This window comes from Citrobacter sp. T1.2D-1 (assembly GCF_950098555.1).
Taxonomy (GTDB): Bacteria; Pseudomonadota; Gammaproteobacteria; order Enterobacterales; family Enterobacteriaceae; genus Citrobacter_A; species Citrobacter_A telavivensis.
On record NZ_CATNHH010000034.1, the window covers coordinates 277,698 to 302,909 of the forward strand.

At 53.5% G+C, this 25,212-nt stretch carries 21 protein-coding genes; 14 read left to right on the plus strand and 7 right to left on the minus strand.

Annotation, left to right across the window (positions count from 1 at the left end; translation table 11 throughout):
• Positions 1-546 precede the first annotated feature (546 nt).
• Positions 547-1,452, plus strand: a complete 906-nt coding sequence (locus QQZ17_RS19475) for a GGDEF domain-containing protein (RefSeq protein WP_152404278.1) — start codon at positions 547-549, stop codon at positions 1,450-1,452.
• A 399-nt stretch (positions 1,453-1,851) separates the two neighbouring features.
• Positions 1,852-2,331: an RrF2 family transcriptional regulator gene (locus QQZ17_RS19480; protein ID WP_042318574.1), complete on the plus strand. Its 480-nt coding sequence runs from the start codon at positions 1,852-1,854 to the stop codon at positions 2,329-2,331.
• Between the two features lie 65 nt (positions 2,332-2,396).
• Here the strand turns inward: QQZ17_RS19480 and oqxB are convergent, their stop codons facing one another.
• Complete coding sequence (gene oqxB, locus QQZ17_RS19485; protein ID WP_152404276.1) at positions 2,397-5,552, minus strand: multidrug efflux RND transporter permease subunit OqxB; 3,156 nt, start codon at positions 5,550-5,552, stop codon at positions 2,397-2,399.
• Between the two features lie 23 nt (positions 5,553-5,575).
• The gene (locus QQZ17_RS19490) at positions 5,576-6,751 is read right to left on the minus strand and encodes an efflux RND transporter periplasmic adaptor subunit (RefSeq protein ID WP_152404274.1); all 1,176 of its coding nucleotides are present in this window, start codon (positions 6,749-6,751) and stop codon (positions 5,576-5,578) included.
• Positions 6,752-7,084: 333 nt separating this feature from the next.
• On the opposite strand from QQZ17_RS19490, the gene QQZ17_RS19495 reads away from it, so the two are divergent.
• The 3 genes from QQZ17_RS19495 to deoC all read left to right on the plus strand — a co-directional run bounded on the left by QQZ17_RS19495 (position 7,085) and on the right by deoC (position 9,307).
• Positions 7,085-7,438 (plus strand): helix-turn-helix domain-containing protein, encoded by a 354-nt coding sequence (locus QQZ17_RS19495; RefSeq protein ID WP_152404272.1) that lies wholly within the window; start codon positions 7,085-7,087, stop codon positions 7,436-7,438.
• Between the two features lie 254 nt (positions 7,439-7,692).
• Positions 7,693-8,511 carry a GntR family transcriptional regulator gene (locus QQZ17_RS19500; protein ID WP_152404270.1) on the plus strand — a complete coding sequence of 273 codons (819 nt, stop codon included), beginning with the start codon at positions 7,693-7,695 and terminating at the stop codon, positions 8,509-8,511.
• Positions 8,512-8,596: 85 nt separating this feature from the next.
• The gene (gene deoC / locus QQZ17_RS19505; RefSeq protein WP_152404268.1) at positions 8,597-9,307 is read left to right on the plus strand and encodes a deoxyribose-phosphate aldolase; all 711 of its coding nucleotides are present in this window, start codon (positions 8,597-8,599) and stop codon (positions 9,305-9,307) included.
• 207 nt (positions 9,308-9,514) lie between these two features.
• Here deoC and QQZ17_RS19510 read toward each other — a convergent pair whose 3' ends face one another.
• On the minus strand, positions 9,515-10,279 hold the full coding sequence (locus QQZ17_RS19510) for a class I SAM-dependent methyltransferase (protein WP_152404266.1): 765 nt from the start codon (positions 10,277-10,279) through the stop codon (positions 9,515-9,517).
• A 231-nt stretch (positions 10,280-10,510) separates the two neighbouring features.
• Between QQZ17_RS19510 and QQZ17_RS19515 the strand changes: the two genes are divergently transcribed.
• From QQZ17_RS19515 to QQZ17_RS19525, 3 genes are all read left to right on the plus strand, one after another.
• Complete coding sequence (locus QQZ17_RS19515) at positions 10,511-11,491, plus strand: GlxA family transcriptional regulator (protein ID WP_284554153.1); 981 nt, start codon at positions 10,511-10,513, stop codon at positions 11,489-11,491.
• Between the two features lie 78 nt (positions 11,492-11,569).
• Complete coding sequence (gap, locus tag QQZ17_RS19520; protein ID WP_152404264.1) at positions 11,570-12,580, plus strand: type I glyceraldehyde-3-phosphate dehydrogenase; 1,011 nt, start codon at positions 11,570-11,572, stop codon at positions 12,578-12,580.
• 205 nt (positions 12,581-12,785) lie between these two features.
• A complete protein-coding gene (locus QQZ17_RS19525) occupies positions 12,786-12,920 on the plus strand; it encodes a hypothetical protein (RefSeq protein WP_268878671.1) in 135 nt (44 codons plus the stop codon).
• A gap of 25 nt (positions 12,921-12,945) precedes the next feature.
• On the opposite strand, the gene dhaR is transcribed toward QQZ17_RS19525, so the two are convergent.
• Positions 12,946-14,847: a dihydroxyacetone kinase operon transcriptional regulator DhaR gene (dhaR, locus tag QQZ17_RS19530; RefSeq protein WP_152406312.1), complete on the minus strand. Its 1,902-nt coding sequence runs from the start codon at positions 14,845-14,847 to the stop codon at positions 12,946-12,948.
• A 243-nt stretch (positions 14,848-15,090) separates the two neighbouring features.
• Here dhaR and dhaK point away from each other — a divergent pair, with 243 nt between their 5' ends.
• The 4 genes from dhaK (at position 15,091) to QQZ17_RS19550 (ending at position 20,057) form a co-directional block, all read left to right on the plus strand.
• Entirely contained in the window at positions 15,091-16,161 is a 1,071-nt protein-coding gene (gene dhaK / locus QQZ17_RS19535) for a dihydroxyacetone kinase subunit DhaK (RefSeq protein WP_152404262.1), read from the plus strand.
• Positions 16,162-16,171: 10 nt separating this feature from the next.
• Entirely contained in the window at positions 16,172-16,804 is a 633-nt protein-coding gene (gene dhaL / locus QQZ17_RS19540; RefSeq protein ID WP_152404260.1) for a dihydroxyacetone kinase subunit DhaL, read from the plus strand.
• A gap of 10 nt (positions 16,805-16,814) precedes the next feature.
• The gene (dhaM, locus tag QQZ17_RS19545) at positions 16,815-18,248 is read left to right on the plus strand and encodes a dihydroxyacetone kinase phosphoryl donor subunit DhaM (RefSeq protein WP_152404258.1); all 1,434 of its coding nucleotides are present in this window, start codon (positions 16,815-16,817) and stop codon (positions 18,246-18,248) included.
• Between the two features lie 102 nt (positions 18,249-18,350).
• On the plus strand, positions 18,351-20,057 hold the full coding sequence (locus QQZ17_RS19550) for an alpha,alpha-trehalase (RefSeq protein WP_152404256.1): 1,707 nt from the start codon (positions 18,351-18,353) through the stop codon (positions 20,055-20,057).
• Between the two features lie 53 nt (positions 20,058-20,110).
• Here the strand turns inward: QQZ17_RS19550 and QQZ17_RS19555 are convergent, their stop codons facing one another.
• Both QQZ17_RS19555 and QQZ17_RS19560 read right to left on the minus strand, forming a co-directional pair.
• Positions 20,111-22,222 carry a TonB-dependent siderophore receptor gene (locus QQZ17_RS19555; protein WP_152404254.1) on the minus strand — a complete coding sequence of 704 codons (2,112 nt, stop codon included), beginning with the start codon at positions 22,220-22,222 and terminating at the stop codon, positions 20,111-20,113.
• A 118-nt stretch (positions 22,223-22,340) separates the two neighbouring features.
• On the minus strand, positions 22,341-22,595 hold the full coding sequence (locus QQZ17_RS19560; RefSeq protein ID WP_152404252.1) for a GlsB/YeaQ/YmgE family stress response membrane protein: 255 nt from the start codon (positions 22,593-22,595) through the stop codon (positions 22,341-22,343).
• Between the two features lie 203 nt (positions 22,596-22,798).
• On the opposite strand from QQZ17_RS19560, the gene ycgR reads away from it, so the two are divergent.
• Positions 22,799-23,533 (plus strand): flagellar brake protein YcgR, encoded by a 735-nt coding sequence (ycgR, locus tag QQZ17_RS19565; protein WP_152404250.1) that lies wholly within the window; start codon positions 22,799-22,801, stop codon positions 23,531-23,533.
• Here the strand turns inward: ycgR and emtA are convergent, their stop codons facing one another.
• The gene (emtA, locus tag QQZ17_RS19570) at positions 23,534-24,145 is read right to left on the minus strand and encodes a membrane-bound lytic murein transglycosylase EmtA (protein ID WP_046481095.1); all 612 of its coding nucleotides are present in this window, start codon (positions 24,143-24,145) and stop codon (positions 23,534-23,536) included.
• A 138-nt stretch (positions 24,146-24,283) separates the two neighbouring features.
• On the opposite strand from emtA, the gene ldcA reads away from it, so the two are divergent.
• The gene (gene ldcA / locus QQZ17_RS19575; RefSeq protein ID WP_152404248.1) at positions 24,284-25,198 is read left to right on the plus strand and encodes a muramoyltetrapeptide carboxypeptidase; all 915 of its coding nucleotides are present in this window, start codon (positions 24,284-24,286) and stop codon (positions 25,196-25,198) included.
• Positions 25,199-25,212 lie beyond the last annotated feature (14 nt).

The window sequence follows — 25,212 nt, forward strand, 5'->3', positions numbered from 1 at the left end:
CGGTGCTATGCGTGAACATTGATTCAACGATATTGTTCAGGCAAAGAAAATCATCAATGAATGCCGGCATGACCTGAAGCTCAATAAAACTGAGTGTTACGCATAGCGCTCTCCTTCGTTGGCAAAGTGAGTATGCCGGACGATCGCTAAATGTGAATGGGACGCCTATGCGGGATGCTTACACACCACTCTCAGGTCAGGCATTCTTCAATAGTCATATTTACAAAACCATCCCACGACAGCGCCAACATTTAAACCCTACAATTTTTGTTACATTGATATTTTATTCCAATAATAGAATCAGAAATGGAAGTATAGATACAAAATATCATGAGTTTCACCTATCGATAGAATTCAACAATTGAAAATAAGCAATTGATCGTTATTATTAATCGATAACAACGATCGATATTTACCTTCCAATAGCCAAATGCTATCATTGGTCTTTTATACAGTATGCTTATTGCAAACGAGAAAAGTGACGTCAGGAGAAATCAAAATGTTCGCACTCAATAGCTATAAAAAGACGCTTTCGCAGGCATACTAATGAATTTTTCTTTACAATATCCAGGCGAACCTAAAGGTAGTCACGGCTCAAAACGTTCATTAATACTCTTTGCGTTGGGAATATTGATAATCGCTGTTATTTTCTATGTTAACTGGTGGAATTATCCACCGGTTTATTTTGGTAGCGCCCTTCAAAACCCACAAACTTATTTTGATCTAACACTTGTTCTGTTTCTGTTGATGGCACTTTATCTTACCGGGAAATTTTCTGCGTACACAAAACACAGTGTACTGTTGAGATCGGGCCTGCTCATCTGGCTGGCAGGCGCCACGCTTGAGTTTTCGGAACAACTCGTCTTTCAGCCTCACTGGCTCAGCTATCTGAAAAATTTTTTACGCTTAGCGGGGATTTTTCTCGTCTGTATTTCGGGGTATAAAAAAATACGCGACCTGGAAAAACTCTATGCCCTGGCTAATACAATTTCAAAATACGATGATTTGACGCAACTACCCAACAGACGTTTTTTTATCAACACCATTCATGACCTGTCCTATCCTTCTCTGGGTCTCATCTTAATTGACATTGATCATTTTAAAAAGATTAATGACCAATACGGACATGTAAAAGGTGACGAAACACTCAGAAAGTTTGGGAAATTACTTTCCACCTGTTCATCAGAAAATTGCATACCCACAAGAATTGGCGGGGAGGAGTTTGCCATTATGGTAAAAAATGCAAATCCCAAATTACTATCAACCTATGCCAGCATGATTATGCATGATACGTCAAAAATCGCCATTGATGAAGAAAACACATTATCAATAAGTATCGGGCTGGGCATTAAAAATAAAGACGAAAAAACCAGTGCGTTTATCAAACGCGTCGATGAAGCGTTGTATAAAGCAAAAAACACCGGGCGAGGTAAAACTGAATGGTCTCAGTAAATCATATTTGCAGAAATTTCAGAGAGGATTTGCACATTACTCGACAGACCCAATTCACGAATGACATTACGATAGCGTTCAATTGCCGTATGTCATGAAGGTTTGTCGTGTAGTTTCCCGTTGTTTTCAGATAAGGAGTTTTCAGATAAAGAGTTAAGTGAAACATTGATTGTAGCCAGGACAGCATCGCGATCCGCTATCGTTGAATTTGAGATCAATAAAGCGTTCGCGATTGATGCTTTTCTCCCCTCCGGCGCGTACCGGAAACGCATTTTTGCCTGTCAGGTCAATCGTTCACTGCTTCAAAAAAATTACCCTTTTTGTTATATTGATGCTTACTGTTTATCCACCTCCGCGGTGCCAAAAAGAACAAGATTCACCGCAACCCAGGACAATAAAATGTTAGATTACCGCTTCCCGACAGCTTTGCAGATGGTTCTCAGCGTAGCGATGGCGGAGCAATCGGGTGAACGTTCGACAAGTGCAATTCTGGCCTATGGTCTGGAAGCGAATCCGAGCTTTATTCGCAAATTAATGGTTCCGCTCACGCGTGACGGTATCATCGTCTCAACGCTTGGCCGCAACGGTTCTATTCATCTTGGTCGCCCGGCGGACAAGATCACCCTGCGCGATATCTACATTTCCGTCATAGAAGATAAAAAACTGTGGGCGTCGCGTCCTGACATACCTGCTCGCTGCGTGGTCAGCGCCAACGCGTGTTGGTACTTCAAATCTATCGCCGATGAAGCGGAGCAGGCTTCATTAGAGGTATTAGCTCGCCATACCGTGGCAAGCGCGCTGGAAGAGGTCAAAAAAGCCGATACCAGCGGCTGCGATCCGGTCCCTGAAATTGATGCCCGGTCTAAAAAAGCGCATTAGTTATTTCCCTACTGCAAAAAAACCGCCTTAACGGTGAAGGCGGTTTTTTCGTTATGTGCAATGCCTTAAGAAACAGGCAAAACATCCCTTACCGGTTTACCGCGCGCAACGAATTTACGCAGCGTAACGTAAAACACCGGCGTCAGGAACAAACCAAACAACGTCACGCCCAGCATACCGGAAAACACCGTGATACCGGTGACACCACGCACTTCTGCACCTGCGCCGTGCCCGAGGATCAGTGGAATCGTCCCGGCAATAAAGGCGATGGACGTCATCACAATCGGGCGTAAGCGCAGACGACAGGCTTCCAACGCCGCATCCATGATACCCTTCCCCTGGATTTCCAGCTCGCGGGCGAACTCAACGATCAGAATAGCGTTTTTACAGGCGAGCCCCATAAGTACAACCAGACCAACCTGAACGAACACGTTGTTATCACCACCGGTCAACCAGACGCCAAACAGAGCGGACAGCATGGTCATCGGGACGATAAGGATCACCGCCAGCGGTAGCGTCCAGCTTTCATACAGTGCCGCCAGCACCAGGAAAGCCAGCAGAACCGCAACCGGGAAGACAATCAGCGCCGTATTGCCCTGAGTGGCCTGCTGGAAGCTCAGATCCGTCCATTCAATATTCATCCCATTCGGCAGTATCTGCTTCGACATCTTATCAAGCTGCGTCATCGCCTGTGCGGAAGAGAGTATGCGAGGATCGGCATCGCCAATGAGATCCGCCGCCGGATAACCATTGTAGCGAATCACCGGATCCGGCCCGTAGGTGGTACTGATATTCACCATACTGCCGATCGGCACCATTTCGCCCTGATTATTACGGGTGCGCAAATTAGCAATATCTTCCACGCTGTCGCGGAACGGTCCGTCGGCTTGCGCCATCACGCGCCAGGTACGCCCAAACTGGTTAAAATCATTCACATAAGACGATCCCAGATAGGTTTGCAGCGTACCAAACAGGTCGGTCAGCAACACGCCCTGCGCTTTCGCCTTATCACGATCGACCTGTACATCCAGTTGCGGAACGTTAGCCTGGTAGGTTGAGATCGGGAAATGCATCCCCGGCGTCTGCATAATTGCACCAGACATCGTGTTCACCGCGTTTTGCAGCGCGCCATAACCAAGACCTGCGCGATCCTGGATATACAGCGAATACCCGGAGCCCTGCCCCAACCCTAATATCGGCGGTGGCAAAATGGAGAAACCAAAGCCCTGCTGGATTTGCGCGATTTTAGCGTTGATCTCCGCGTTAATTTCCGCCGCAGAGTGTTTGCGCTGATCGAACGGTTTCAGGCCAAAAAAGACGGTCCCGGTATTCGGCGTGTTGGTGAACTGCAGCGCATTAAGCCCCGGGAAGGCAACCGCATAATCCACACCTTCGGTATTCATACCGATTTCGCTCATTTTGCGGATCACCGAATCGGTGCGTGCCAGCGACGCCCCTTCTGGCATTTTCACGCCGCCAATTAAATACAGCTTATCCTGCGTTGGAATAAACCCGCCGGGTACGGCTTTAAACATGACGCCAGCAGCACAGAGCAGCAGCACATAGACAGCAAATACCGCTCCCCGTCGTCCGAGCGTTTTGCCAACCAGCCCTTGATAGCCGTTCGAGCTGCGGTGGAAAAAGCGGTTAAATGGACGGAAAAGCCAACCGAACAGGCGATCAATAAGCCTGGTCGGGAAGTCTTTCGGTGCGCCATGCGGCTTTAATAGCAGGGCAGCCAGCGCCGGAGAGAGCGTCAACGAGTTGATAGCAGAGATCACGGTTGAAATTGCGATAGTCACCGCAAACTGTTTGTAGAACTGACCGGTTACCCCGGAGAGAAACGCCATCGGTACGAATACCGCGCACAGCACCAGCGCAATGGCGATAATCGGCCCGGAAACTTCTCGCATCGCCTGATGCGCCGCCTCAAGTGGAGCAAGCCCCTCTTCGATATTTCGCTCGACGTTTTCCACCACGACGATGGCGTCATCCACAACGATACCAATAGCCAATACCAGCCCGAACAAACTCAGGGTATTAAGCGAAAAACCAAGAAGGTAGAGAATGCTGAACGTGCCCACGACCGATACCGGCACCGCGATCAGTGGAATAATTGATGCGCGCCAGGTTTGCAGGAACAAAATGACCACCAGTACAACCAGCACCACCGCTTCCAGCAGCGTTTGCACTACCGCGCGAATGGAATCGCGAACGAAAACGGTAGGATCGTAAGGTGCCGCCCATTTCATATCTTCCGGGAAACGCGTGGACAGCTCGTTCATTTTGGCGCGCACCGCGTCAGACAAATCAATGGCGTTTGCCCCCGGAGACTGGAAGATACCAATCCCGACCGCGTCTTTATTGTTAAGCTGTGAACGCAGCGCATAGCTTCCGGAGCCCATTTCGATACGCGCCACGTCGCGCAGGCGGACAACCGTACCGTCCTGCGTGGTTTTCAGGACAATGTTGCCAAACTCTTCTTCCGTATGCAGACGCCCCTGGGCGTTAATGGAGATCAGGAAATCGCTCTCTTTCGGCAGCGGCTCGGCGCCAAGCTGCCCGGCGGAAACCTGTACGTTTTGCTCCTGCATCGCCGTTACCACATCCGAAGCGGTTAATCCGCGTGCCGCCACCTTGTTTGGATCCAACCAGATGCGCATAGCATATTCGCCTGAGCCAAAAATCTGGATCTGACCAACGCCAGGCAGACGCGCCAGCTCGTCCTTCACTTTTAGCGTGGCATAGTTGCGCATATACAGTGAATCGTACTTACCGCCAGGCGAAAACAGATGCACCACCAGCGTGAGCGTCGGCGACTGTTTCTGGGTGGTGATACCCAGACGGCGCACATCTTCCGGCAGACGCGCCTCGGCCTGGGATACCCTGTTTTGTACCTGAACCTGCGCCTGATCGGGGTCTGTGCCCGGACGGAACGTGACGGTGGTCACCAGCACACCGTCAGAGCCTGCGACGGATTTCATGTACATCATGTTTTCAACGCCGTTGATCGCTTCTTCCAGCGGCGTTGCCACGGTCTCCGCAATCACTTTCGGGTTGGCGCCTGGATACTCCGCACGCACCTGTACGCTTGGCGGTACGACATCAGGATATTCGCTGACCGGCAACAGCGGGATGGCGATTAATCCTGTGATAAAAATCAGAATCGACAGCACCGCGGCAAAGATCGGCCTGTCGATGAAAAAGCGGGAAAAGTCCATGTGGCGGATTCTCAGGTAAGGGATCAGTTGAGGGTGGCGCTGGCGGTCATGGCGACGGTTTTCGCGTTAACCGGCATACCCGGCATAAACACTTTTTGTAAACCATCGACGATGACTCTGTCGCCAGGGTTCAGTCCCTGCTGCACGATGCGTAATCCGGCGGCCAGACGCCCCGGTGTAATATCGCGGCGCTGCGCTTTACCTTCTTTATCAACGATATAAACATATTTGCGATCCTGATCGGTCAGCACCGCTTTGTCGTCGATAAGCATGGCGTTGAACTCCGCGCTGCCCGGCAGGCGTACGCGGGCAAAGAGTCCCGGCGTGAACTGACGCTGCGCGTTATCTAATAGCGCGCGCATACGGATTGTGCCGGTACTCGGCGTTAACTGATTATCAAGAAAATCGACTTTTCCCTGATGGGGATAGCCATCCTCGCCAACAAGGCCAATTTCAACCGGTAGCGCCAGATGATTACTGGACGCGCCCTGCCCGCTGCGGGCGAGGTTTTGATAATGAAGGTAGGTCGACTCATCCACGTCAAAGTAGACGTAAACCGTCTTCTGCGATACCAGCGTGGTGAGCACGCTGGCGCTGTCCCCCGCGGTGACCAGATTACCGCTGGTGATTAACGCACGGCTGGCGCGACCCTCAATAGGCGCGGTCACTTTGGTGAAATCCAGGTTAAGTTGCGCAGCATCAACGGCCGCCTGCGCTGCGCGGATGTCGGCCTGTGCCTGGGTGGCGACCGAACGGCGCTGCTCCCATTCTTCGCGGGAGACGACATTAGTATTGACTAATTTATCGGTACGGTTCGCCTCACTTCGCGCGAGGCTTGCCTGGGTTTTGGCTCTCGCCAACGTCGCCTGCGCCTGTTCCAGCGCGGCGCGATAGGTCCTGTCATCGATAGTGAACAGCACCTCCCCTTTTTTCACCTCCTGACCGTCGGTGTAATTCACTTTATCAATGTAGCCAGAGACGCGCGGGCGTAGCTGAACACTTTCCACCGCGTCAATCCTGCCATTAAAACTATCCCACTGATTAATGGATTTCATTACCACGTCAGCGGCGCTGACGGCGGGAGCTTGTGGCGCGACGTTTTGGGCGACACCGTCATCGCAACCGACGAGCAGTACGCCGAGCAGCATCGCTCCCAGCGCATGCAGATGAAAGCTAACCCAGGTTTTTTGCAGGCTCATTATTTTTATTCCGGTAATTGTAGCCGCCGGGCAAGACGCAGCAGGAGACACCGCGCCACTTCCTTTGTCCGGGCTGGCTCAGGGACATTTGTGTCGTTCATCGCCACAAAACTGTAACAGTTGCGAATACACTATTTCGGCGATTGTAGGGAGGCGTGAAATTTAGTGCAAGAATAATTGATACACTTTATGTGCTGTTGGTGTCAGTGCCAAAAGACGCGTTTCCGGCAAGGATTTAAGTGTAACAATAAAACTTGCAATTAATGCAAAAACAGGCCACCTTTAAATGCAACAGACAAAGATGCTTTTAAATAAGCGACGGGGGGAAACAAGATGAACACTGGCGCATTTATTCACGATTTACTCGACTGGATCGACAACAACCTTGATAACCGCCTGGACATCGACACCGTTTCCAGGCGAGCCGGTTATTCGAAATGGCACCTCCAGCGCCTCTTCAAAGAACATACGGGTTATCCCCTCGCCGGGTATATTCGTGCCCAAAAGCTGCGAAAATCGGTTGAACGCTTAACCCACAGCGACGAACCGATTTTGAACGTGGCGATCGCGTTGGGCTTTGACTCTCAGCAGTCATTCAACCGCAGTTTCAAGCGTCAGTACGGTCAGGCTCCCGGCGCGTGGCGCCGCAGTGCCGGCTGCCCGTTGACCAAACTTCGCCAATGTTAGTCATGCCTCTCTCGGTGGTTGGAACCATTGTGAATGCCCCTACGCCTGCCTGATGATTTGATTGCCCCTCTCTTCGCTGCTCATCGTGTCGCCTGAGCCCATTCTCACCGGTGTCGCGTTGAAAGACAGACAGCGGGTTCGTCACGCCATAACAAATCTTAAACGTCATTACGCACCATAATGCGCGACAGCCGTGGCTGGCTATTTAATGGTATGATACCTTTGAGTGACACAATAGGTCAGAAGAGAATGCTATGGACACTGGACTCTTTATCAAAGATAACTTCCGTTTTACCGAAGGCACTCGTTCTTCTATGTATTCGCAACTGGCCGCGTTTATTCGCCATCAAATCAAGCTCGGCGTATTCAGGCCCCATGATAAAATCGTCACCGAAAATGAGTTGTGTGACATTCTTAATATCAGCAGGACAACCGTTCGACTGGCGTTCAATGAACTTCTTGAGGAAGGTCTTATTGTACGTCAGCGTCGTAAAGGCACCTTCATTGCCGATAAGAAAATTAATCGCCGACTCAATTCGCTCTATAATTTCACTGAAAGTATGCGGGAACAGGGAATAAAACCCCATTCGCTGGTGCTGCAATCGGAAGTGAGCGATGCAGATGAGATGGTTGCTGACAAACTGAACCTGACGCCAACGCAGCGTAAGGTTTTCATCCTGAAACGAGTCCGACTGGGGGATGACACCCCCCTGCTTCTGGAAACGACCTGTATTCCCTGGAATCTGTGCCCCGGCATTGAGTTTTACGACTTTGCCACCCTTTCCCTTTATGATGTTCTCAAAAATGAGTTTGGGCTGAATATTGCGCATGCTACTGAACATATTGAAGCGGTGATTATCAACAAATCAGCCGCACATTATCTGCAGTGCACGGAAAAAGTCATGGCCGGTTACCATATTGAACGTGTTTCATTCCTTGAGAACGGTTTTGTCTTTGAATATACGACGTCGGTGACCCGAGCGGATAAGTGCAATTTTAAAATTGACCTGTTTAATGCCGGGCAGAATTCAGCTAAAGCGAGGGTCGATTTTTCCCGCCAGTTAACATGCTGATTGCCCCTGTTCTTTTAGATATTGACAACGCGCTTTCACTCTCTAATATGTATCATACAAATGAAACAATGAATGGAGATCGCCTATGAAGCCGCAAAAGAAAGCCGCAGAGATGTCACCTCAGGAGCTGGGTCGGTACATCGATCAGTCGGTCCTCAAACCAGAATTTACCCTGGCGGAAGTTCAGAAATACATTCAGGAAGGTATTGATTTTAATTGTAAAACCGTGTGCATAAACCCGGCATATCTCGACATCGCCAGGACGATGTGCAAAGGGACAAACACCGGCATTTGTGTCGTGTGTGATTTCCCGTTTGGCGCATCGTCAACGGTATCCAAAGTCAAGCAGGCCGAAATTATCTGTCAAAACGGTGACGTTGAAGACCTCGATATCGTCGCCAACTATGGTTTTATCCGCAGTGGGCAATGGCAGGAATTTGAAGAGGACATCCGGGCTGTGGCAGCCGTTGCTCATCGTTACGACACCCTGTTGAAAGTGATTTTTGAAACCGATGCGTTAACGCTGGAACAGGTTGCAACCGCCACGGAATACGCATGCCGCGCCGGGGCGGATTTCGTCAAAACATCCACCGGGTTCTATACCGGCGGCGAAAGTAAAGGTGCTACACCAGAGGTGATTCAGGTGATGCTCGATGCGGCAAAGGGACGCTGCAAAGTAAAAGGTTCTGGATGTATACGTACGCGTGAACACTTCCTGCAATTGATTGATATGGGAATCGACCGTATGGGAATTGGTTATCGATCCACCCCCGTGGTTTTAGGCCTGGATGCTTAATGCTAAAAGTATCTGTTGATATTTGCGGGCAGGTGACTGCCCGCTATTATGAAACGGTTAAAAGCGGTCCGGAATTGCATGGTGTGAGTTCTCAACCACGGGGGTCCATGAAAGCCCTACTACCGTGTCCACAACTTTAAAAGTGACTGAACTGGCCGCTAGCGCACAGGATCAATAAACAGACCATTGCGTCAGGCCACCTGGACATTATTTCCGTGAGCAGCAGGCGATGTAGTTCAACTGATGGCGATGGTGCCGGAAGAAGCGGAACATCCCCAGAAAGCGCGTCCTGTTCTCACGGGTTCGCAATCCGTTAAACAGGATCTTCGCCGTGCCCGTCAGACCCTCGTCACGAATCAGCCCTGACGGGGACATAAGAGACATCTCGCCGTGATGCGTGTTGACCGACTGGAAGCCGTTGGCGATAAACAGTGCTTTCCATGCCGTTCGGGTCATCGGGCTGACGTTGGATTTCACAACGTCTTCCAGTTGCGTCTGTCTGACCGCCTCCAGATGTTCATGGGTGAACATAATGTCGTGTGTCAGCAGGCGACCGCCGGGTTTGAGCACCCGATAATATTCATTAATCAGCCGGGATTTCGCCTTGTCCACGTACATGGTCAGCATCGCTTCGTTAATCACGACATCGAAGGCCTCGTCGGCGAAAGGCAATTTAGTGGCGTTCGCATCCAGCACCTGAATTTTATCCTGTAGACCCGCAGCCGCGACGTTTTGCCGGGCCTTCGTCAGTGCGTTTTTATCCATATCGATGGCATATATTGTGCAGCCAAAGCGCTGGGCGAGTTCGATGGACGTGGTACCCATGTTGCAGGCGACTTCCAGCACGACACTGTCCGCCGTGAGATTCGACTGACTGAACAGCCACTCGGTAGCCTCAACGCCGCCGGGTCGCAAACGGGTTTTCCCCAGGCTGGCTAAAAATGTATGTCCGGCTTTCTCACTTGCGCTCATGACGATGCCCTCACTATAAGTTGCATATTAAAAGCAAGTTAACATGATAGCGTGAAAATGAGAATGATTTACATCAAGAAAAAAATACGCTCCCACTCGCCACTTATCGTCACAATTCACGGTCCGTTTGCTGGCGGTTAGCGTTGGGACTGTCACTACGGCAGGAATAAGGCTTTTCCCGTTTGCGTCTGTGTTGTTGACTTATTCTGTAAAAAGATTACTTTTCAGGACATGAAGAAGATACTAATCATTGTCCCCGATGGCGGTATGCTGTTTGAATCCGCTGGTATTGCCGACATTCTGATGCAGGCCAACCGCCTGCATCCAGAAGGCGCTACGGACGTCTGTTACCAGGTTCAGCTAGCAACAACCCAGCCGCATCAGGTGATCCATGGTCAGTCCGGTTTAAATTTACTGGCAGATCATCGCCTGCATGAAATTGACCCTCGTGAGCCTCTTGATACCATCATTATCACTGGCAAAGGTCAAAATCCGCAGGAAGGGATTGCGGTAGTTGACTGGCTGCGCCTGGCCGCTCCTCATGCCCGCCGTATTGCATCCATTTGCGGCGGTGCGATGCTGTTGGCACAAAGCGGACTGCTGGATGGCAGACGCGCCACCACCCACTGGAAGCTACTGGAAACCATGCAGGCCGAATTTCCTCGGGTGCGCGTCGAGGGCGGTCCACTCTATATTCAGGACGAACACATCTGGACATCAGGCGGAGTCAGTTCCGGCTTTGATCTGACGCTTGCGCTGGTTGAAGAAGACTACGGATTCAGCCTGGCGCGCGACATCGCCCAGGACTTCGTCATGTACCTGCGCCGCCCCGGAGGCCAGTTGCAGTTTAGCCGCTATAACCTTCAGCAGACCAGCGCCCTGGGCCCCATTAACGATCTGCAGGCATGGTTGCTCGAGAACCTCACCGCCGACCTCAGTGTGGATAAGCTGGCGGAAAAAGTCGCCATGAGTCCGCGTAATTTCACCCGCGTGTTTACCCGGGAAACCGGCGCTTCACCGGCGCGCTATGTCGCCGAAGCCCGTCTGGCCGCTGCCCGACAGCGTCTGGAGCAGACCAACGAGACGCTGGATCGTATCGCCGAACAAACGGGATTTGGCAGCAGCATTAACCTGCGGCGGCTGTTTGAAAAACAGCTTCAACTTACGCCTGGTGAATATCGCCAGCGCTTTCACTGTCGTAAAATGGCGTAAAGTGATCCTTTTTTGTCATTTACGCCAACGGGCCACCGACCTACATTACCTTCAGAGACAACAGATAAGGAGTTGATCATGGTAAAGGTCGGTATTAACGGTTTTGGCCGTATCGGACGCAACGTACTGCGTGCTGCACTGGGCAACCCGGATATTCAGATTGTGGCAATCAACGATCTGACAGACAGTAAAACGCTGGCGCATTTGCTGAAATACGACTCGCTGCTCGGTAAACTCGACGCCGATGTCACCGCCGGTGAGGGGCAGCTTGTGGTTGACGGTAAACCCATTACCGTGTTCAGTGAACGCGACCCCGCCAATATCCCCTGGCGTCAGAGTGAAGTTGATATCGTCATTGAAGCAACCGGCTTTTTCACTGATCGAGATAAAGCAGCGGTGCACATCCACAGCGGTGGCGCAAAGCGAGTGATTATCTCCGCCCCCGGTAAAAACGATGATTTAACCATCGTGATGGGCGTTAACGATAGCCTTTACTCCCCGGATAAACACTTCGTGGTCAGCAACGGTAGCTGCACCACCAACGGTCTGGCACCTGCCGCGCAGGTTTTGCACCAGCATTTTGGTATTAAGCATGGTCTGATGAACACCACCCACGCCTATACCAACAGCCAGGCGCTGCATGACCAGCCGGAAAAAGATCTTCGTGGTGCCCGCGCCGCCGCACTGTCGATTGTGCCTTACTCCAGCGGTGCCGCGAAGGCGCTTGGCAAAGTCATTCCTGAACTGGACGGTCGCTTAACCGGTTACTCGCTGCGCGTACCGGTTCCGGTGGTGTCCATTGTCGACCTGACCGTAACGCTTGAGCGGGATGTGACGACTGAAGAGGTCAACAATGCATTTCGTGAAGCCGCCGCCAGCGGGCCACTGAAAGGGATCCTCGGCTATAGCGATGAACCGCTCGTCTCAAGCGACTACCAGGGTGACCCGCGTTCTTCCATTATCGACGGTCTCTCAACGCTGGTGATTGGCGGCAATATGGTCAAAATTCTGGCGTGGTACGACAATGAATGGGGATTCTCCAATCGCCTCGTCGACCTCGCGCTGTTGATGGCAAGGCGTGAACGCTAACCTCGCCGCTCTCACCCGCCCTCTAAAATCCACGCCTGGCGTGGATTTTTAATTTCTGCCGCGTGCCGTCGTTACCTGCGATGCTGCCGGGCCCGCACCTGCTGCGGTGCGGTCATCCGCGCCATTTGTCTCGCAGCATGCTTTGTGGTTGCGTTATTGCATGATGTCTTGCGGTTTCAGGCAGCGCGAACAGGGTAAGGATCGAATGAAAAAAATACGGGAAGATAATAAAAAAATGCGCGCATTGCCTTCCGGGATCTTCTGGCAAGGTTCGACGCCGGGAAAATGGCAGCGTTGTCATCGTCTGGTTTTAATCCATAACGGACAGAAATCGCTTTAAAATAGGATGCAAAAACGCCCGTTTTTCAGGAGCTCAACTTAAAATGCGCCGCGTTAATATTGTATTGCCTCATTTTTCGCCATAGCGTGGTACGGCCAATTTTCAGCAGGCTGGCCATCTCCTGAATACGCCCTCCTGTCACCCTTGCCGCGTGAATAATGGCATCCTTCTCGATGTCGCTAAATGAGACGCTGGCAGAGAAGCTACCGGTCGTGGATTCTGAGGTCCGGTGCTCGTTAAAGAGATACTCCGGCAGATGGTTCAGGTGAATACGCCCGTTTTCACTTCTCAGCGCCGTATTTTCAATAACACTGTTGAGTTCGAAATCATTGCCGGGCCAGTCGCAGGCAATCAGCGGGGTCAGTACATCGTCATCCATAGACAGGCGAGTCGAAAACCGTTTTTCCAGGCGACGCAAGCGGTGATTCACCAGCGAAGGGATGCTGTTACGTCGCTGTCGCAGCGGTGGAATCATAATTTCAAAAGCGTGCAACGCGTAATAAAGCTGACGGCTAAAGCGGTTTTGTTCCACCAGCCGCGCCAAATCCACCGTCGTGGCGGCAATCACCTTCACGTCGACTGGCACCACGCGGCGCGCGTCAAGACGGGTGATGACGCCCTGTTTGATCACCTGTAATAACGCCGACTGCAGTTCAGGTGCCAGATACTCAATTTTCTCCAGATACAGCGTGCCGCCGTGCGCCAGTTCCAGGCGGCTTAACCGCCCTTCTCTGTCGTCGTCCGCCGTACTGGCGATAAAATCCCGAACCTGATCGGCATACAGTTGGCAGTTCACCGCAATATACGGGCCTTCCGCCCGCTCGCTGGCATTATGAATCGCCTGGCTGAGTAACTCCTTGCCGACCCCCTCTTCACCACATAGCAACACCGGGAAGCTGCCCCGCGCCGCCTGACGACCAAAATGGACGATACGCTGGGTTTGCGGATCGTCCTGCGCCATCTGCGCAAAGGTATGGCTCACTTTACCCAACTGGCTGGTCATCAACTGGCGCATCTTTTCCACCGGATGCAGCAGCAAAATAAAACTGGTGCCCTGCGTTTCGACAATCGGCTTGAGGGTTATCACCGTATCGACAAACTGGTGCTGGCTTTCAAACGTCGTCTCAACATGATGGAGCGGACGCTGATGGCGGATAGCACGCAGCAGAACGCTGGGCAGCGTCAGGAGTTCACTGAGGTTTTTGCCGTGGGCAGCCGTCACGTCAAGATGCAGCAGCCGTGCCGCCTGAGCGTTGATAAATTGCAGACTTCCCTGCGCATTCCAGGTCATCACGCCGTCATCCATGCTCTCCAGCAAACCATACAGCTGATTGAGGTGGCGGTTCGATTCGGCAAGCAGGCTATCGGTAAGCAACGAGTTCCCCACCTCGCGCGCGATCGCCAGCGTTAATGACAGATCGGCAGGTGAGGCGTCGTCTGCCGGACAGCCCAGCGCGATAGATCCAGAGAGGCGTCCGTGGTTGTCGAAAATGGGTGTCGAGCAAAAACTCCACGCACCGAGCGCCTGCTTAAAATGGTGATCGGGTAACGTTTTTACCGGCTGCCCCAGCATAGCGGCCAACGACAGCGCACAGCTGCCAATGATGCTTTCCGCGCAATAGGTGCCGTCGGTAAAGCCGAGAGCCTCCAGGCGCTGGAGCGTATCCGGATCGCCACAGCGGCTGAGCACGCAAGCGCTTTCATCAAGAATTAACAGCGCACACTTTCGTGGCGACATGTATTCCCACGCATCCTCCAGCGCCGCCTGCCCGAGCGTGAGCATCGCCGTTTTGCGCCGACAAATAGAGTCAAACGTCAGCCCCTGTGCCCGGTGCGGCAGGGCCCAGAACTCGCGCTGCATAATTTTGCCGCAGCGCAGCCATGAGGCGCGAATATATTCCGGGACGTCCGCTGCTGTGGTTGCTATCTCGCTGCTCTTCACTGTCGGTTTCTCCGCGATTCCGGGTGCGGTTGCTCGCAATTTTGCCGTATTTCGCGTTTTAGCGTTCCGTTATGGAACATTTATTAAGATTAGTGTTCCTTTATGAAACATAACATTGATGAATTTTCTTTTTCGCGCGCTGGGGCACAATTACGTTATCGGCAGCGAGCGGTCGCCGTGGCGTTGAACACAACCGATCCCCTGGAGCCTAAGACCCGGAGCAAAAGAATGAAAAAGCTGATTAACCGTGTGGAAGACGTACTGAGTGAACAACTGGCTGGCCTCGCAAAAGCGCATCCGTCACTGACCCTGCATCAGGATCCGGTGTATGTGACCCGTTCAGATGCCCCTGTACAGGGCAAAGTCGCGCTGCTTTCCGGCGGCGGCAGCGGTCATGAACCGATGCACTGCGGCTACATCGGCCAGGGCATGCTGTCCGGTGCCTGTCCTGGAGAAATTTTCACCTCCCCAACCCCTGATAAAATGTTCGAATGCGCCATGCAGATTGACGGCGGCGAAGGCGTGCTGCTGATCGTGAAAAACTATACTGGCGATATTCTCAACTTCGAAACCGCGACCGAACTGCTGCACGAAAGCGGCGTGAAGGTCACCACCGTGGTCGTGGATGACGACGTGGCGGTCAAAGACAGCCTCTATACCGCCGGACGACGTGGTGTTGCTAATACCGTGCTGATTGAAAAACTGGTCGGGGCGGCGGCAGAACGCGGCGATTCCCTGGAAGCCTGCGCCGAACTCGGACGCAAACTCAACAATCATGGCCATTCGATCGGTATCGCCCTCGCAGCGTGTACGGTTCCGGCAGCCGGGCAGCCCTCTTTCACCCTCGCCGACAATGAAATGGAGTTCGGTGTGGGGATCCACGGCGAGCCAGGCATTGACCGTCGCGCCTTCGTCTCACTCGACAGAACCGTTGACGAAATGTTCGATACCCTGCTGGAAAACGGAACCTATAGCCGCACGCTGCGCCACTGGGATCCCACCCAGGGCGTCTGGCTGGAAGATAAGCAAGGCAAACAACCGTTGCAACGTGGCGATCGCGTCATCGCGCTGGTCAATAACCTCGGCGCCACGCCGCTTTCTGAACTGTACGGCGTCTATAACCGTCTCGACGCACGCTGCCAGCAGGCGGGTATCGTCATCGAACGCAATCTGATTGGTTCATATTGTACGTCACTGGATATGACCGGCTTTTCCATCACGCTTCTTAAAGTGGATGACGAGACGCTGGCACTCTGGGACGCACCGGTTCACACCCCAGGCCTGAACTGGGGCAACTAAGGAGAGAGTCATGTCACTTACCAGAGCGCAGATTGTGAGCTGGCTTTATCGCTGCGGGGACATTTTCAGTAAAGAGAGTGATTATCTCACCGGGCTGGATCGCGAGATTGGCGATGCTGACCACGGTTTGAATATGCATCGCGGCTTTAGCAAAGTGGTCGAAAAATTACCGGCCATTGCGGATAAAGATATCGGTTTTATTTTGAAAAACACCGGGATGACGCTGCTGTCAAACGTTGGAGGGGCCAGTGGCCCGCTGTTCGGCACCTTTTTCATCCGTGCCGCGCAGGCCACGCAGGCGCACCAGAGTTTGTCGCTCAATGAGCTCTATCAGATGATGCGTGAAGGTGCTGATGGCGTGATAAGCCGGGGTAAAGCCGAGCCGGGTGATAAAACGATGTGCGATGTCTGGGTACCGGTGGCGGAGTCATTACGCCAGTCCAGTGAGCAGAACCTCTCCGTCACCGCCGCGCTGGACGCTGCCGCCTCTGAGGCTGAAGCCGCCGCACAAAGCACGATTACGATGCAGGCCCGCAAAGGTCGCGCCAGCTACCTGGGCGAGCGTAGTATCGGGCATCAGGATCCGGGTGCGACCTCGGTGATGTTTATGATCCAGATGCTGGCAGCCGCGGCAAAAGAGTAAGGACAGTAAGATGGTAAACCTGGTCATAGTCTCTCACAGCGCCCGCCTCGGTGAAGGGGTTGGCGAACTGGCGCAACAGATGTTAATGGGCGGCAACTGTAAAATAGCCATTGCCGCCGGTATCGACGATCCGCAAAATCCCATCGGCACCGACCCCATTAAGGTGATGGAGGCGATCGAGTCTGTTGCCGATACCGACCACGTGCTGGTGATGATGGACATTGGCAGCGCCCTGCTCAGTGCAGAAACGGCGCTGGACCTCCTCGATCCGACGATCGCAGCGAAAGTACGACTGTGCGCCGCGCCGCTGGTGGAAGGGACGCTGGCGGCAACGGTGAGCGCCGCTGCAGGCGCGGATATCGACAAGGTCATCGCCGACGCAACGAACGCTCTCGAGGCCAAGCGTGAGCAACTGGGTTTACCCTCTTCTGCTTCTGAAACCCGCATTACCCCGACCTTTATCGCACAGGATGCGGCAGCAAAATCAGTGTCCGTGGTGATCAAGAATCCCAACGGTCTGCACATTCGCCCGGCCTCCCGGCTTGTGGCAACGCTGTCGGCCTTTAACGCCGATCTGCTGCTGGAGAAAAACGGCAAGTGCGTTACGCCGGACAGCCTGAATCAGATTTCGCTGTTGCAGGTTCGCTGTCATGACACGGTACGTCTGCTGGCAAGTGGAGAACAGGCGGATGATGCGCTGGCCGCGTTTAGTCGTCTGGCGGCGGAGAATTTCGGCGAGTCGCTGGAAGATGCGGCGGTTGTCACATCGTCGACGGCGGACATCACGGGCAACGCGTTCTGTTACGCGCCAACGCTGCCACCGATTCGACAAGCGTCCGATCGCAGTCCTGGCGCAGAGCAGGCGCGACTGCGTAACGCGCTGGATCTCACGCTGCTCGACCTGATGACGCTGATTACCCGCGCGGAAGAAAACTGGCCGGGTGACCTGGCGGCCATTTTCTCTGGTCACCATATGTTGCTGGACGATCCGGAGCTGTTTGATACCGCCTGCGGGCTCCTGCGCAGCGAGCACTGTACGGCGGAATATGCCTGGCAGCAGGTGTTGAGCAGCCTCAGTACGCAGTATCGTCAACTGGATGACGCCTATCTGCAGGCGCGCTACATCGATATCGACGATCTCCTGCACCGCACGCTGCGTCATTTGCTGCAAAGCCCGCTGGTGCTGCCTGACGTTAGCGCGCCCGCCATACTGGTTGCCGACAACCTGTTTCCGTCAACGGTGCCGGAACTCGACCCGCACGTGGTGAAAGGCATCTGCCTGCGGGAAGGCAGTTCGCTCGCGCATGGCACGTTGATCGCCCGGGAGATGGGCATCGCCTGGGTATGTCAGCAGGGCGACGCGCTTAACGATGTGCAAACGGGCGAGCGACTCACCCTTGATGTGGCGCGAAATCGCGCCATCAGAGAAAGGAAACCGCTGTAACGTCGCAAAAAAAGGGGGGTAATCACGCGCCGGGAGCGATCCTGGACTACGATTTTCTCATGGTAGATACCGTTATTCGGTACGCACTAAGGAGATTAATCAATGCATACCCCTGCTTTTCGCGCGCCTGCTTCACTGTCGTTGGTCATAACATTAGCGGTTTCCGGCACGCTGCTTACCTTCTCTTCCCTGTCGGTTAACGCCGAAGAGATGCCGTTCTCCCCTCCGCAGCCGCCGGATATTCTGCTCGGTCCTCTGTTTAACGATGTGCAGAATGCCAGACTGTTTCCCGATCAGAAAACCTTTGCCGACGCCGTGCCTAACGGTGACCCGCTGATGATCCTCGCGGATTACCGGATGCAAAAGAATCAGTCCAGTTTCGATTTGCGCCACTTCGTGAGCGTCAACTTTACGCTGCCGAAAGAAGGGGAGAAATATGTTCCTCCGAAAGGGCAATCGCTGCGTGAACATATCGACGGGCTGTGGCCGGTGTTAACCCGCTCCACCGAAAGCGTGGAAAAATGGGACTCCCTGTTGCCGCTGCCTGAGCCTTACGTGGTGCCCGGCGGGCGCTTCCGGGAAGTCTATTATTGGGACAGTTACTTCACCATGCTGGGACTTGCCGAAAGCGGTCGCTGGGACAATATTGCCGATATGGTGGCAAACTTCGCCTGGGAGATTGATACCTTCGGTCATATTCCCAATGGCAACCGCACTTACTACCTAAGCCGTTCCCAACCGCCCTTCTTTTCACTGATGGTCGAACTGCTGGCTCAGCACGACGGCGACGATGCGCTGAAAAAATACCTGCCGCAGATGCAAAAAGAGTACACCTATTGGATGGAAGGCGTCGAAACGCTGCAGGCAGGTCAACAGAACAAGCGGGTGGTGAAACTGGAGGATGGCACCCTTCTCAACCGCTACTGGGATGAGCGGGATACGCCGCGACCGGAATCCTGGGTCGAAGATATTGCCACGGCGAAAAGCAATCCAAACCGCCCGGCGACCGATATTTATCGCGATCTGCGCGCAGCGGCCGCGTCCGGCTGGGATTTCAGTTCACGCTGGATGGATAATCCGCAGCAGCTTGGCACGCTGCGGACCACCAGCATCGTTCCGGTCGATCTCAACGCCCTGTTGTACAAAATGGAAAAAATCCTCGCGCGCGCCAGCAAAGCCGCGGGGGATGAGGCAAAAGCCAGCCAGTACGACACGCTGGCGAATGCCCGACAGAAAGCCATGGAACATTACCTGTGGAATGATAAAGAGGGCTGGTACGCGGATTACGACCTGAAGAGCAAGCGGGTACGGAATCAGTTGACCGCTGCCGCTCTGTTCCCGCTGTATGTCAATGCCGCCTCGAAGGATCGCGCCAGCAAAATGGCTGCGGCCACCCGCGCGCATCTGCTGCAACCGGGCGGGCTTGCCACCACGTCGGTGAAAAGCGGACAGCAATGGGATGCGCCAAACGGCTGGGCGCCGCTGCAGTGGGTCGCCACCGAGGGCTTACAGAACTATGGGCAGAATGACGTAGCGATGGAGGTGAGCTGGCGCTTTCTGACCAACGTGCAGCACACGTACGATCGCGAACAAAAGCTGGTGGAAAAATATGACATCAGCAGCACCGGGACCGGCGGTGGCGGCGGAGAATATCCGTTGCAGGATGGTTTTGGCTGGAGCAATGGCGTCACGCTGAAGATGCTCGACCTAATTTGTCCGAAGGAAAAACCGTGTGACAGCGTGCCGGAAAAGCGCCCTGTTGCCAGCCCGGCATCCGCTGAACCGCCACAAAAACAGGCAACGCCATAATACTCAGTGTCTGACCGGCCTGAGAATGCCAGGCCGGTTTTCGCTTCATGCGATCAGAAACGGTAGCTTGCCCCGACCTGGACCGTCCGGTCGCGGCCAATCCAGCAGTTGGTGCTGTCGTAGCAGCTGAACGTTTCTTTGTTGGTAATGTTCTGGGCGCTGGCTTTTAGCGTCACGCCGCTCAGTGACGGCAGCACCTCGCCTAAGCGATACGACACGGCGAGATCGTACTGTGTCGTGCCCCCCAGTTTACCGCCCTTGTTGTCCGGCGAGATCTCCATCGGCCCGGTATAGCGCGCCCCTGCGCCCATCGTCAGCCCGCGCAGTGTGGTCGCGTCGAAGGTGTAATCCCCCCACAAGTTAAACGCATTCTCCGGCACCTGCGTTGGGCGCTTGCCTTCCCAGGTTTCATCTTCGGTATTGATCGCATGGGTGTAAGCGTAATTGGCGATCAACGTGACGTTGTCACCTGGACGACTGATGACCGAAAGCTCCGCCCCTTTCGATTCGATCTCCCCGGTCTGTCGATAATCCCAGGTCGGCGTGGCGGAAAGGACATTCTTCTGGCGAATGTTAAACACAGAGGCGGTCAGCGTTGTCGCGTAATCGACCAGCAGGTATTTCACCCCGCCTTCCAGTTGTTTGCTGGTCGTCGGCTTCACGTCTTTCGCCGTCAGCGTGCCCTGCGGTGAAATCGGTTTGAAGCCTTCGGAATAGCTGATAAACGGTGAAATACCGTTTTCAAAGGCATAGAGCGCGCCCAACCGTTTGGTCACCCGGTCTTGAGAGATCCAGGTTTTCTCGTCGTTTTGCATCGCATCGGTAGTCGTAGAACGGTAATCGTCATAGCGAAGACTGGCCAGCAGATTTAAGCCACCAAACGCGACCTGATCCTGCAAATAGTAGCCATTTTGCTGATAAGAAAGGCGGTTTTTCTGCGCAGTGTACAACCCCAGATCGGCGGTATGCACCTGATGGAAATCCGGGGCGCGCATGTCGATTCCCGGCGTGGCGCTGGCGTAACGATAGAAGTAATGGCTGTCGAGTTTCTGATAGTCAAAGCCGGCCAGCAAATGGTGCTGCCAGTCCCCTAGCGCGACCGTTTTTGTCACCTGGTTGTCGATGTTGAAACTTTTCAGATCTTCATCAGTGGTATAGGCAAAGCGGTCAAGCATCCATACCGGGTTCGTACCATTACCGGTTGAATAGACGCTGCGCTGGTGTGTATCGACGTCAAAATAGCGCGCCTGCTGACTGAATCCCCAACCACTGTCAAATTCATGCTCGAAATGATAACCCACCATCCACTGACGCTGCTTAAAGCCACTCCACTCATCTCCGGCATAGTCACGACGATCGGCGTAACCCGAGCGCAAATAAGCAATCGGTAACGGGTTCGACGGTGACAACGACGGCGTATTTTGCACCAGGGCATCCAGCGTCAGACGCGTTTTGCTGTCCGGTTGCCAGGTGACGGAAGGTGCCAGCAGATAGTCTTCATAACGCGTGGTGTGCGGTTGGTCGTCGCCCTCCGTCGCCTTACCCAGCAGACGGTAATTCCAGTCGCTATCGCTGATTTTACCGGTGGAGTCCAGATAGCCCTCTTTCAGATTACGCGTACCGGTATTAAAGCCGATCTCCGTTTTTTGCTCAGCCTGCGGTTTTTTGCCCTGAATATTCACCAGCCCTCCCGGCGAACCGTTGCCATACAGCACGGACGCGGGCCCTTTCAGGATATCCACGCTTTCCACCAGCAGCGGGTCGATACGCGCCTTGGTATTACCGGTGACGTTATACGGCAACTGCAAGCCGTTGTAGTACTCCTGATCGACGGAGAAACCACGAATCTTGTACTCGCTCATATAGGAAGTATTGCCGCGCACTTCCGTCGACACCCCCGGCGCATAGCGAAGGATCTCGTTGACAGAATTCGCATGACGTAAGGTTATCTCGTGATTATCGATGGTATTAATCACCTGCGGCGTTTTACTTTCCGGGACGGCAGATTTGGTGGCGCTGTTGGTCCAGGCCGGCAGCAGGGTCTCCTGTCCCGTTGCGGATACCACGATGGTGGATTCGTTAGAATCTGCCGCATAAGACGGCGTGGTCAGAGCCAGTGAGATACAGCCAGAGAGCGCACAAAGTCGGAAGCAGGAAGTTGTCATAGTGAGAATAATTATCAGTTTAAATTGGAATGCTAATTATTCTCATTTAATTAGGTAAATCAAGAGAGGAATTGAAGGGGACCAGGATAAAAACGCGGCTCCCGCAGGAGCCGTGTTGTTAATCGCGGCGCACGAGTCGGAATACCCCCAGCACCACAATGGCACCCACCACCGCAACCAGGAAGCTGTGAAGGTTAAAGCCACTGATTGTGCCGCCAATACCAAACATGGTCGCCAGCCATCCGCCCACTACGGCACCGATAATGCCGAGAATACAGGTCAGGATGAATCCGCCGCCGTCACGTCCCGGCATGATCAATTTGGCGATAACACCGGCAATCAAACCAAATACAATCCAGGCAATAATTCCCATGTTCAGACCCTCTTTTCAGGGAAACCACACGCAACAGATTCTTGCGCTTGTCCATTAAGTATAGGCAACCCCTTGATCCTCGCTGTTTCCGCGAGACTGAATTATTTGTCTTTGGTAAAAAAAATCACGCGTTTGTATTAAGTTCTCCTGCGTCTTGCCGATAACCGTTCGATAGACTGTCAGGCATCCAGGGGTCGTTCCGCGTGAGTCATTATAATGAGCAGTTTCTGAAGCAAAATCCGTTGGCGGTATTGGGCGTTCTTCGCGACTTAAACAGCAATCAGGTGCCTTTGCGCGTCTCCTGGCGCGGCGGGCAATTCATCAGCAAAATCCTTGATGTTTCGGCCGAAAGACTGGTGATGGACTTTGGCAGTCAGCAAAACGAAAACCTCGCCGTACAGAAGGCGCGCAATATTACCTTTACGGCGGAAACTCAGGGCGCGAAGGTTGAGTTTACCCTTGAGCAGTTGCACAGCGGTGAGTATCAGCAACTTCCGGCCTTTATCACCCCGCTTCCTCCGGCGCTGTGGTTTGTCCAACGACGGGAATACTTTCGCATCTGCGCGCCGCTCCATCCCCCCTACGGTTGTACCGCGCAGATGCCAGATAACAGCACCCTACGTTTTCGTCTGTACGATCTTTCCCTCGGCGGAATGGGCGCGCTGCTGGAAGGCCCGAAGCCGTCAGGACTCACGGAAGGGATGCGTTTTTCGCAAATTGCGCTGGATATGGGGGAATGGGGGATGTTTCACTTTGACGCGCAGTTGATCTCCGTAACTGAACGCAAAGTGATTGACGGGAAAAATGAGACGATTTCGACTCCCCGCCTGAGCTTTCGTTTTCTCAACGTTGGCCCGGCGGTGGAGCGGGAACTTCAGCGGATTATCTTTTCCCTCGAGCGCGAAGCCCGGGAGAAATCGAATAAAGTGCGCGACTAATTACATCGCATCCAGCGCGCGCTGCAATTTGTAGATGTAGCGCGGTGCCTGGGGCGCAGGATGGTTATCCGCGACGTGTTCAACGAACTCATCGGCACTGAGATCGTTGATTTTGCTAATGGCCTTTTTCCGGTCAGAAGAGAACGTGCGCAGCAGTGCGCCTGCGCCGTTGGCATAGGAGACCACCAGCGCATACTGCATCACCTGCGGATCTTCAATACCGGCGAGCGGGCCCGTCTCCAGAATACTCAGGTAGGCGGCGCCCATTGAGATATTGCGCTCCGGGTTTTTCAGTTCACTGGTTGAAGGCTCGCCGCTCCAGCCCATCCGACGGTAGACATCGCGCCCGGAGGTCGATGCTTTCAGTTGCATCAGCCCTATCGCATTCGATTTGCTGACCGCATTGGGATTCCCGCCTGACTCAATCGCGATAATCGCCGTAATCAATTGTGGGCTAACGCCCCACGCCGCCCCGGCTTTTTCACTGATCGGCATCCATTGCATGGCGCGTTTCACCGGCACTTCCGCATTCCACGGGGGATTTTTATAATCCTGTTTTGAACTACAACCTGCAAGCAACACAATCAAAAAAGCAAACCATCTCAATTTCACGTCTTCTGTCCTTATCGCCGGAACGCTTCGTTACTAAAATCACCGTTGTAAACCGGATAAGCAAAGCGTCATCCGGCAAAACGTTCTACTATAGGCGGCATGATATACATTTGGTTTCTGTTGTAGCAAGGAATTGCCATGTCCCGGTTTCACTTAATTGCCCCCTCGGGCTACTGCATTAATCAACACGCGGCTTTGCTTGGTATCCAGCGCCTTAAGGACGCGGGGCATCAGGTCGATAATACGGCGGTGGTCAGTCGTCGCCATCAACGCTTTGCGGGTACGGAATCGGAGCGTCTGGCAGACGTGAACGGGCTTGTGCATCTCACCGCGCCGGACACCATCGTTATGCCGGTGCGCGGTGGCTATGGCGCGAGCCGACTGCTGGAACACATCGACTGGCAGGCCCTTGCCGCCCGACAACAGCGGGATCCGTTGCTCATTTGCGGTCACAGTGATTTTACGGCGATCCAGTGTGGTTTGCTGGCGCAAGGCAATGTCATCACCTTCAGCGGCCCGATGCTGGCAGCGAACGTTGGCGCACCGGAGCTGAATACCTTTACGCAAACCCATTTCTGGCAAGCATTACGTCACGCGCAGTACACGGTGGAATGGCAAGGCGAAGGCCCGGCCTGTCATACCGAAGGAACGCTGTGGGGCGGCAATCTGGCGATGCTGATTTCGCTTATCGGCACCCCGTGGATGCCAAAAATTGAAAACGGTATTCTGGTGCTGGAAGACATCAATGAGCACCCTTTTCGCGTCGAGCGCATGTTGCTGCAGCTGTTTGATGCGGGCATTTTAAACCGCCAGAGCGCCATTGTGCTGGGCAGTTTTAGCGGCAGCGCCCCGAATGAGTATGATGACGGCTACGACCTCAACACGGTGTATGCGTTTTTACGTGAACGCCTCTCTGTTCCCCTGATTACCGGGCTTGATTTTGGTCATGAGCCGCGAACCGTTACGCTGGCGTTAGGCGCGCATGCCGTGCTACAGAATAGTCAAAACGGCACACAACTTACGATCTCGGGTCATCCCTTTCTGAAATCATAAAAAAAAACGGCTGT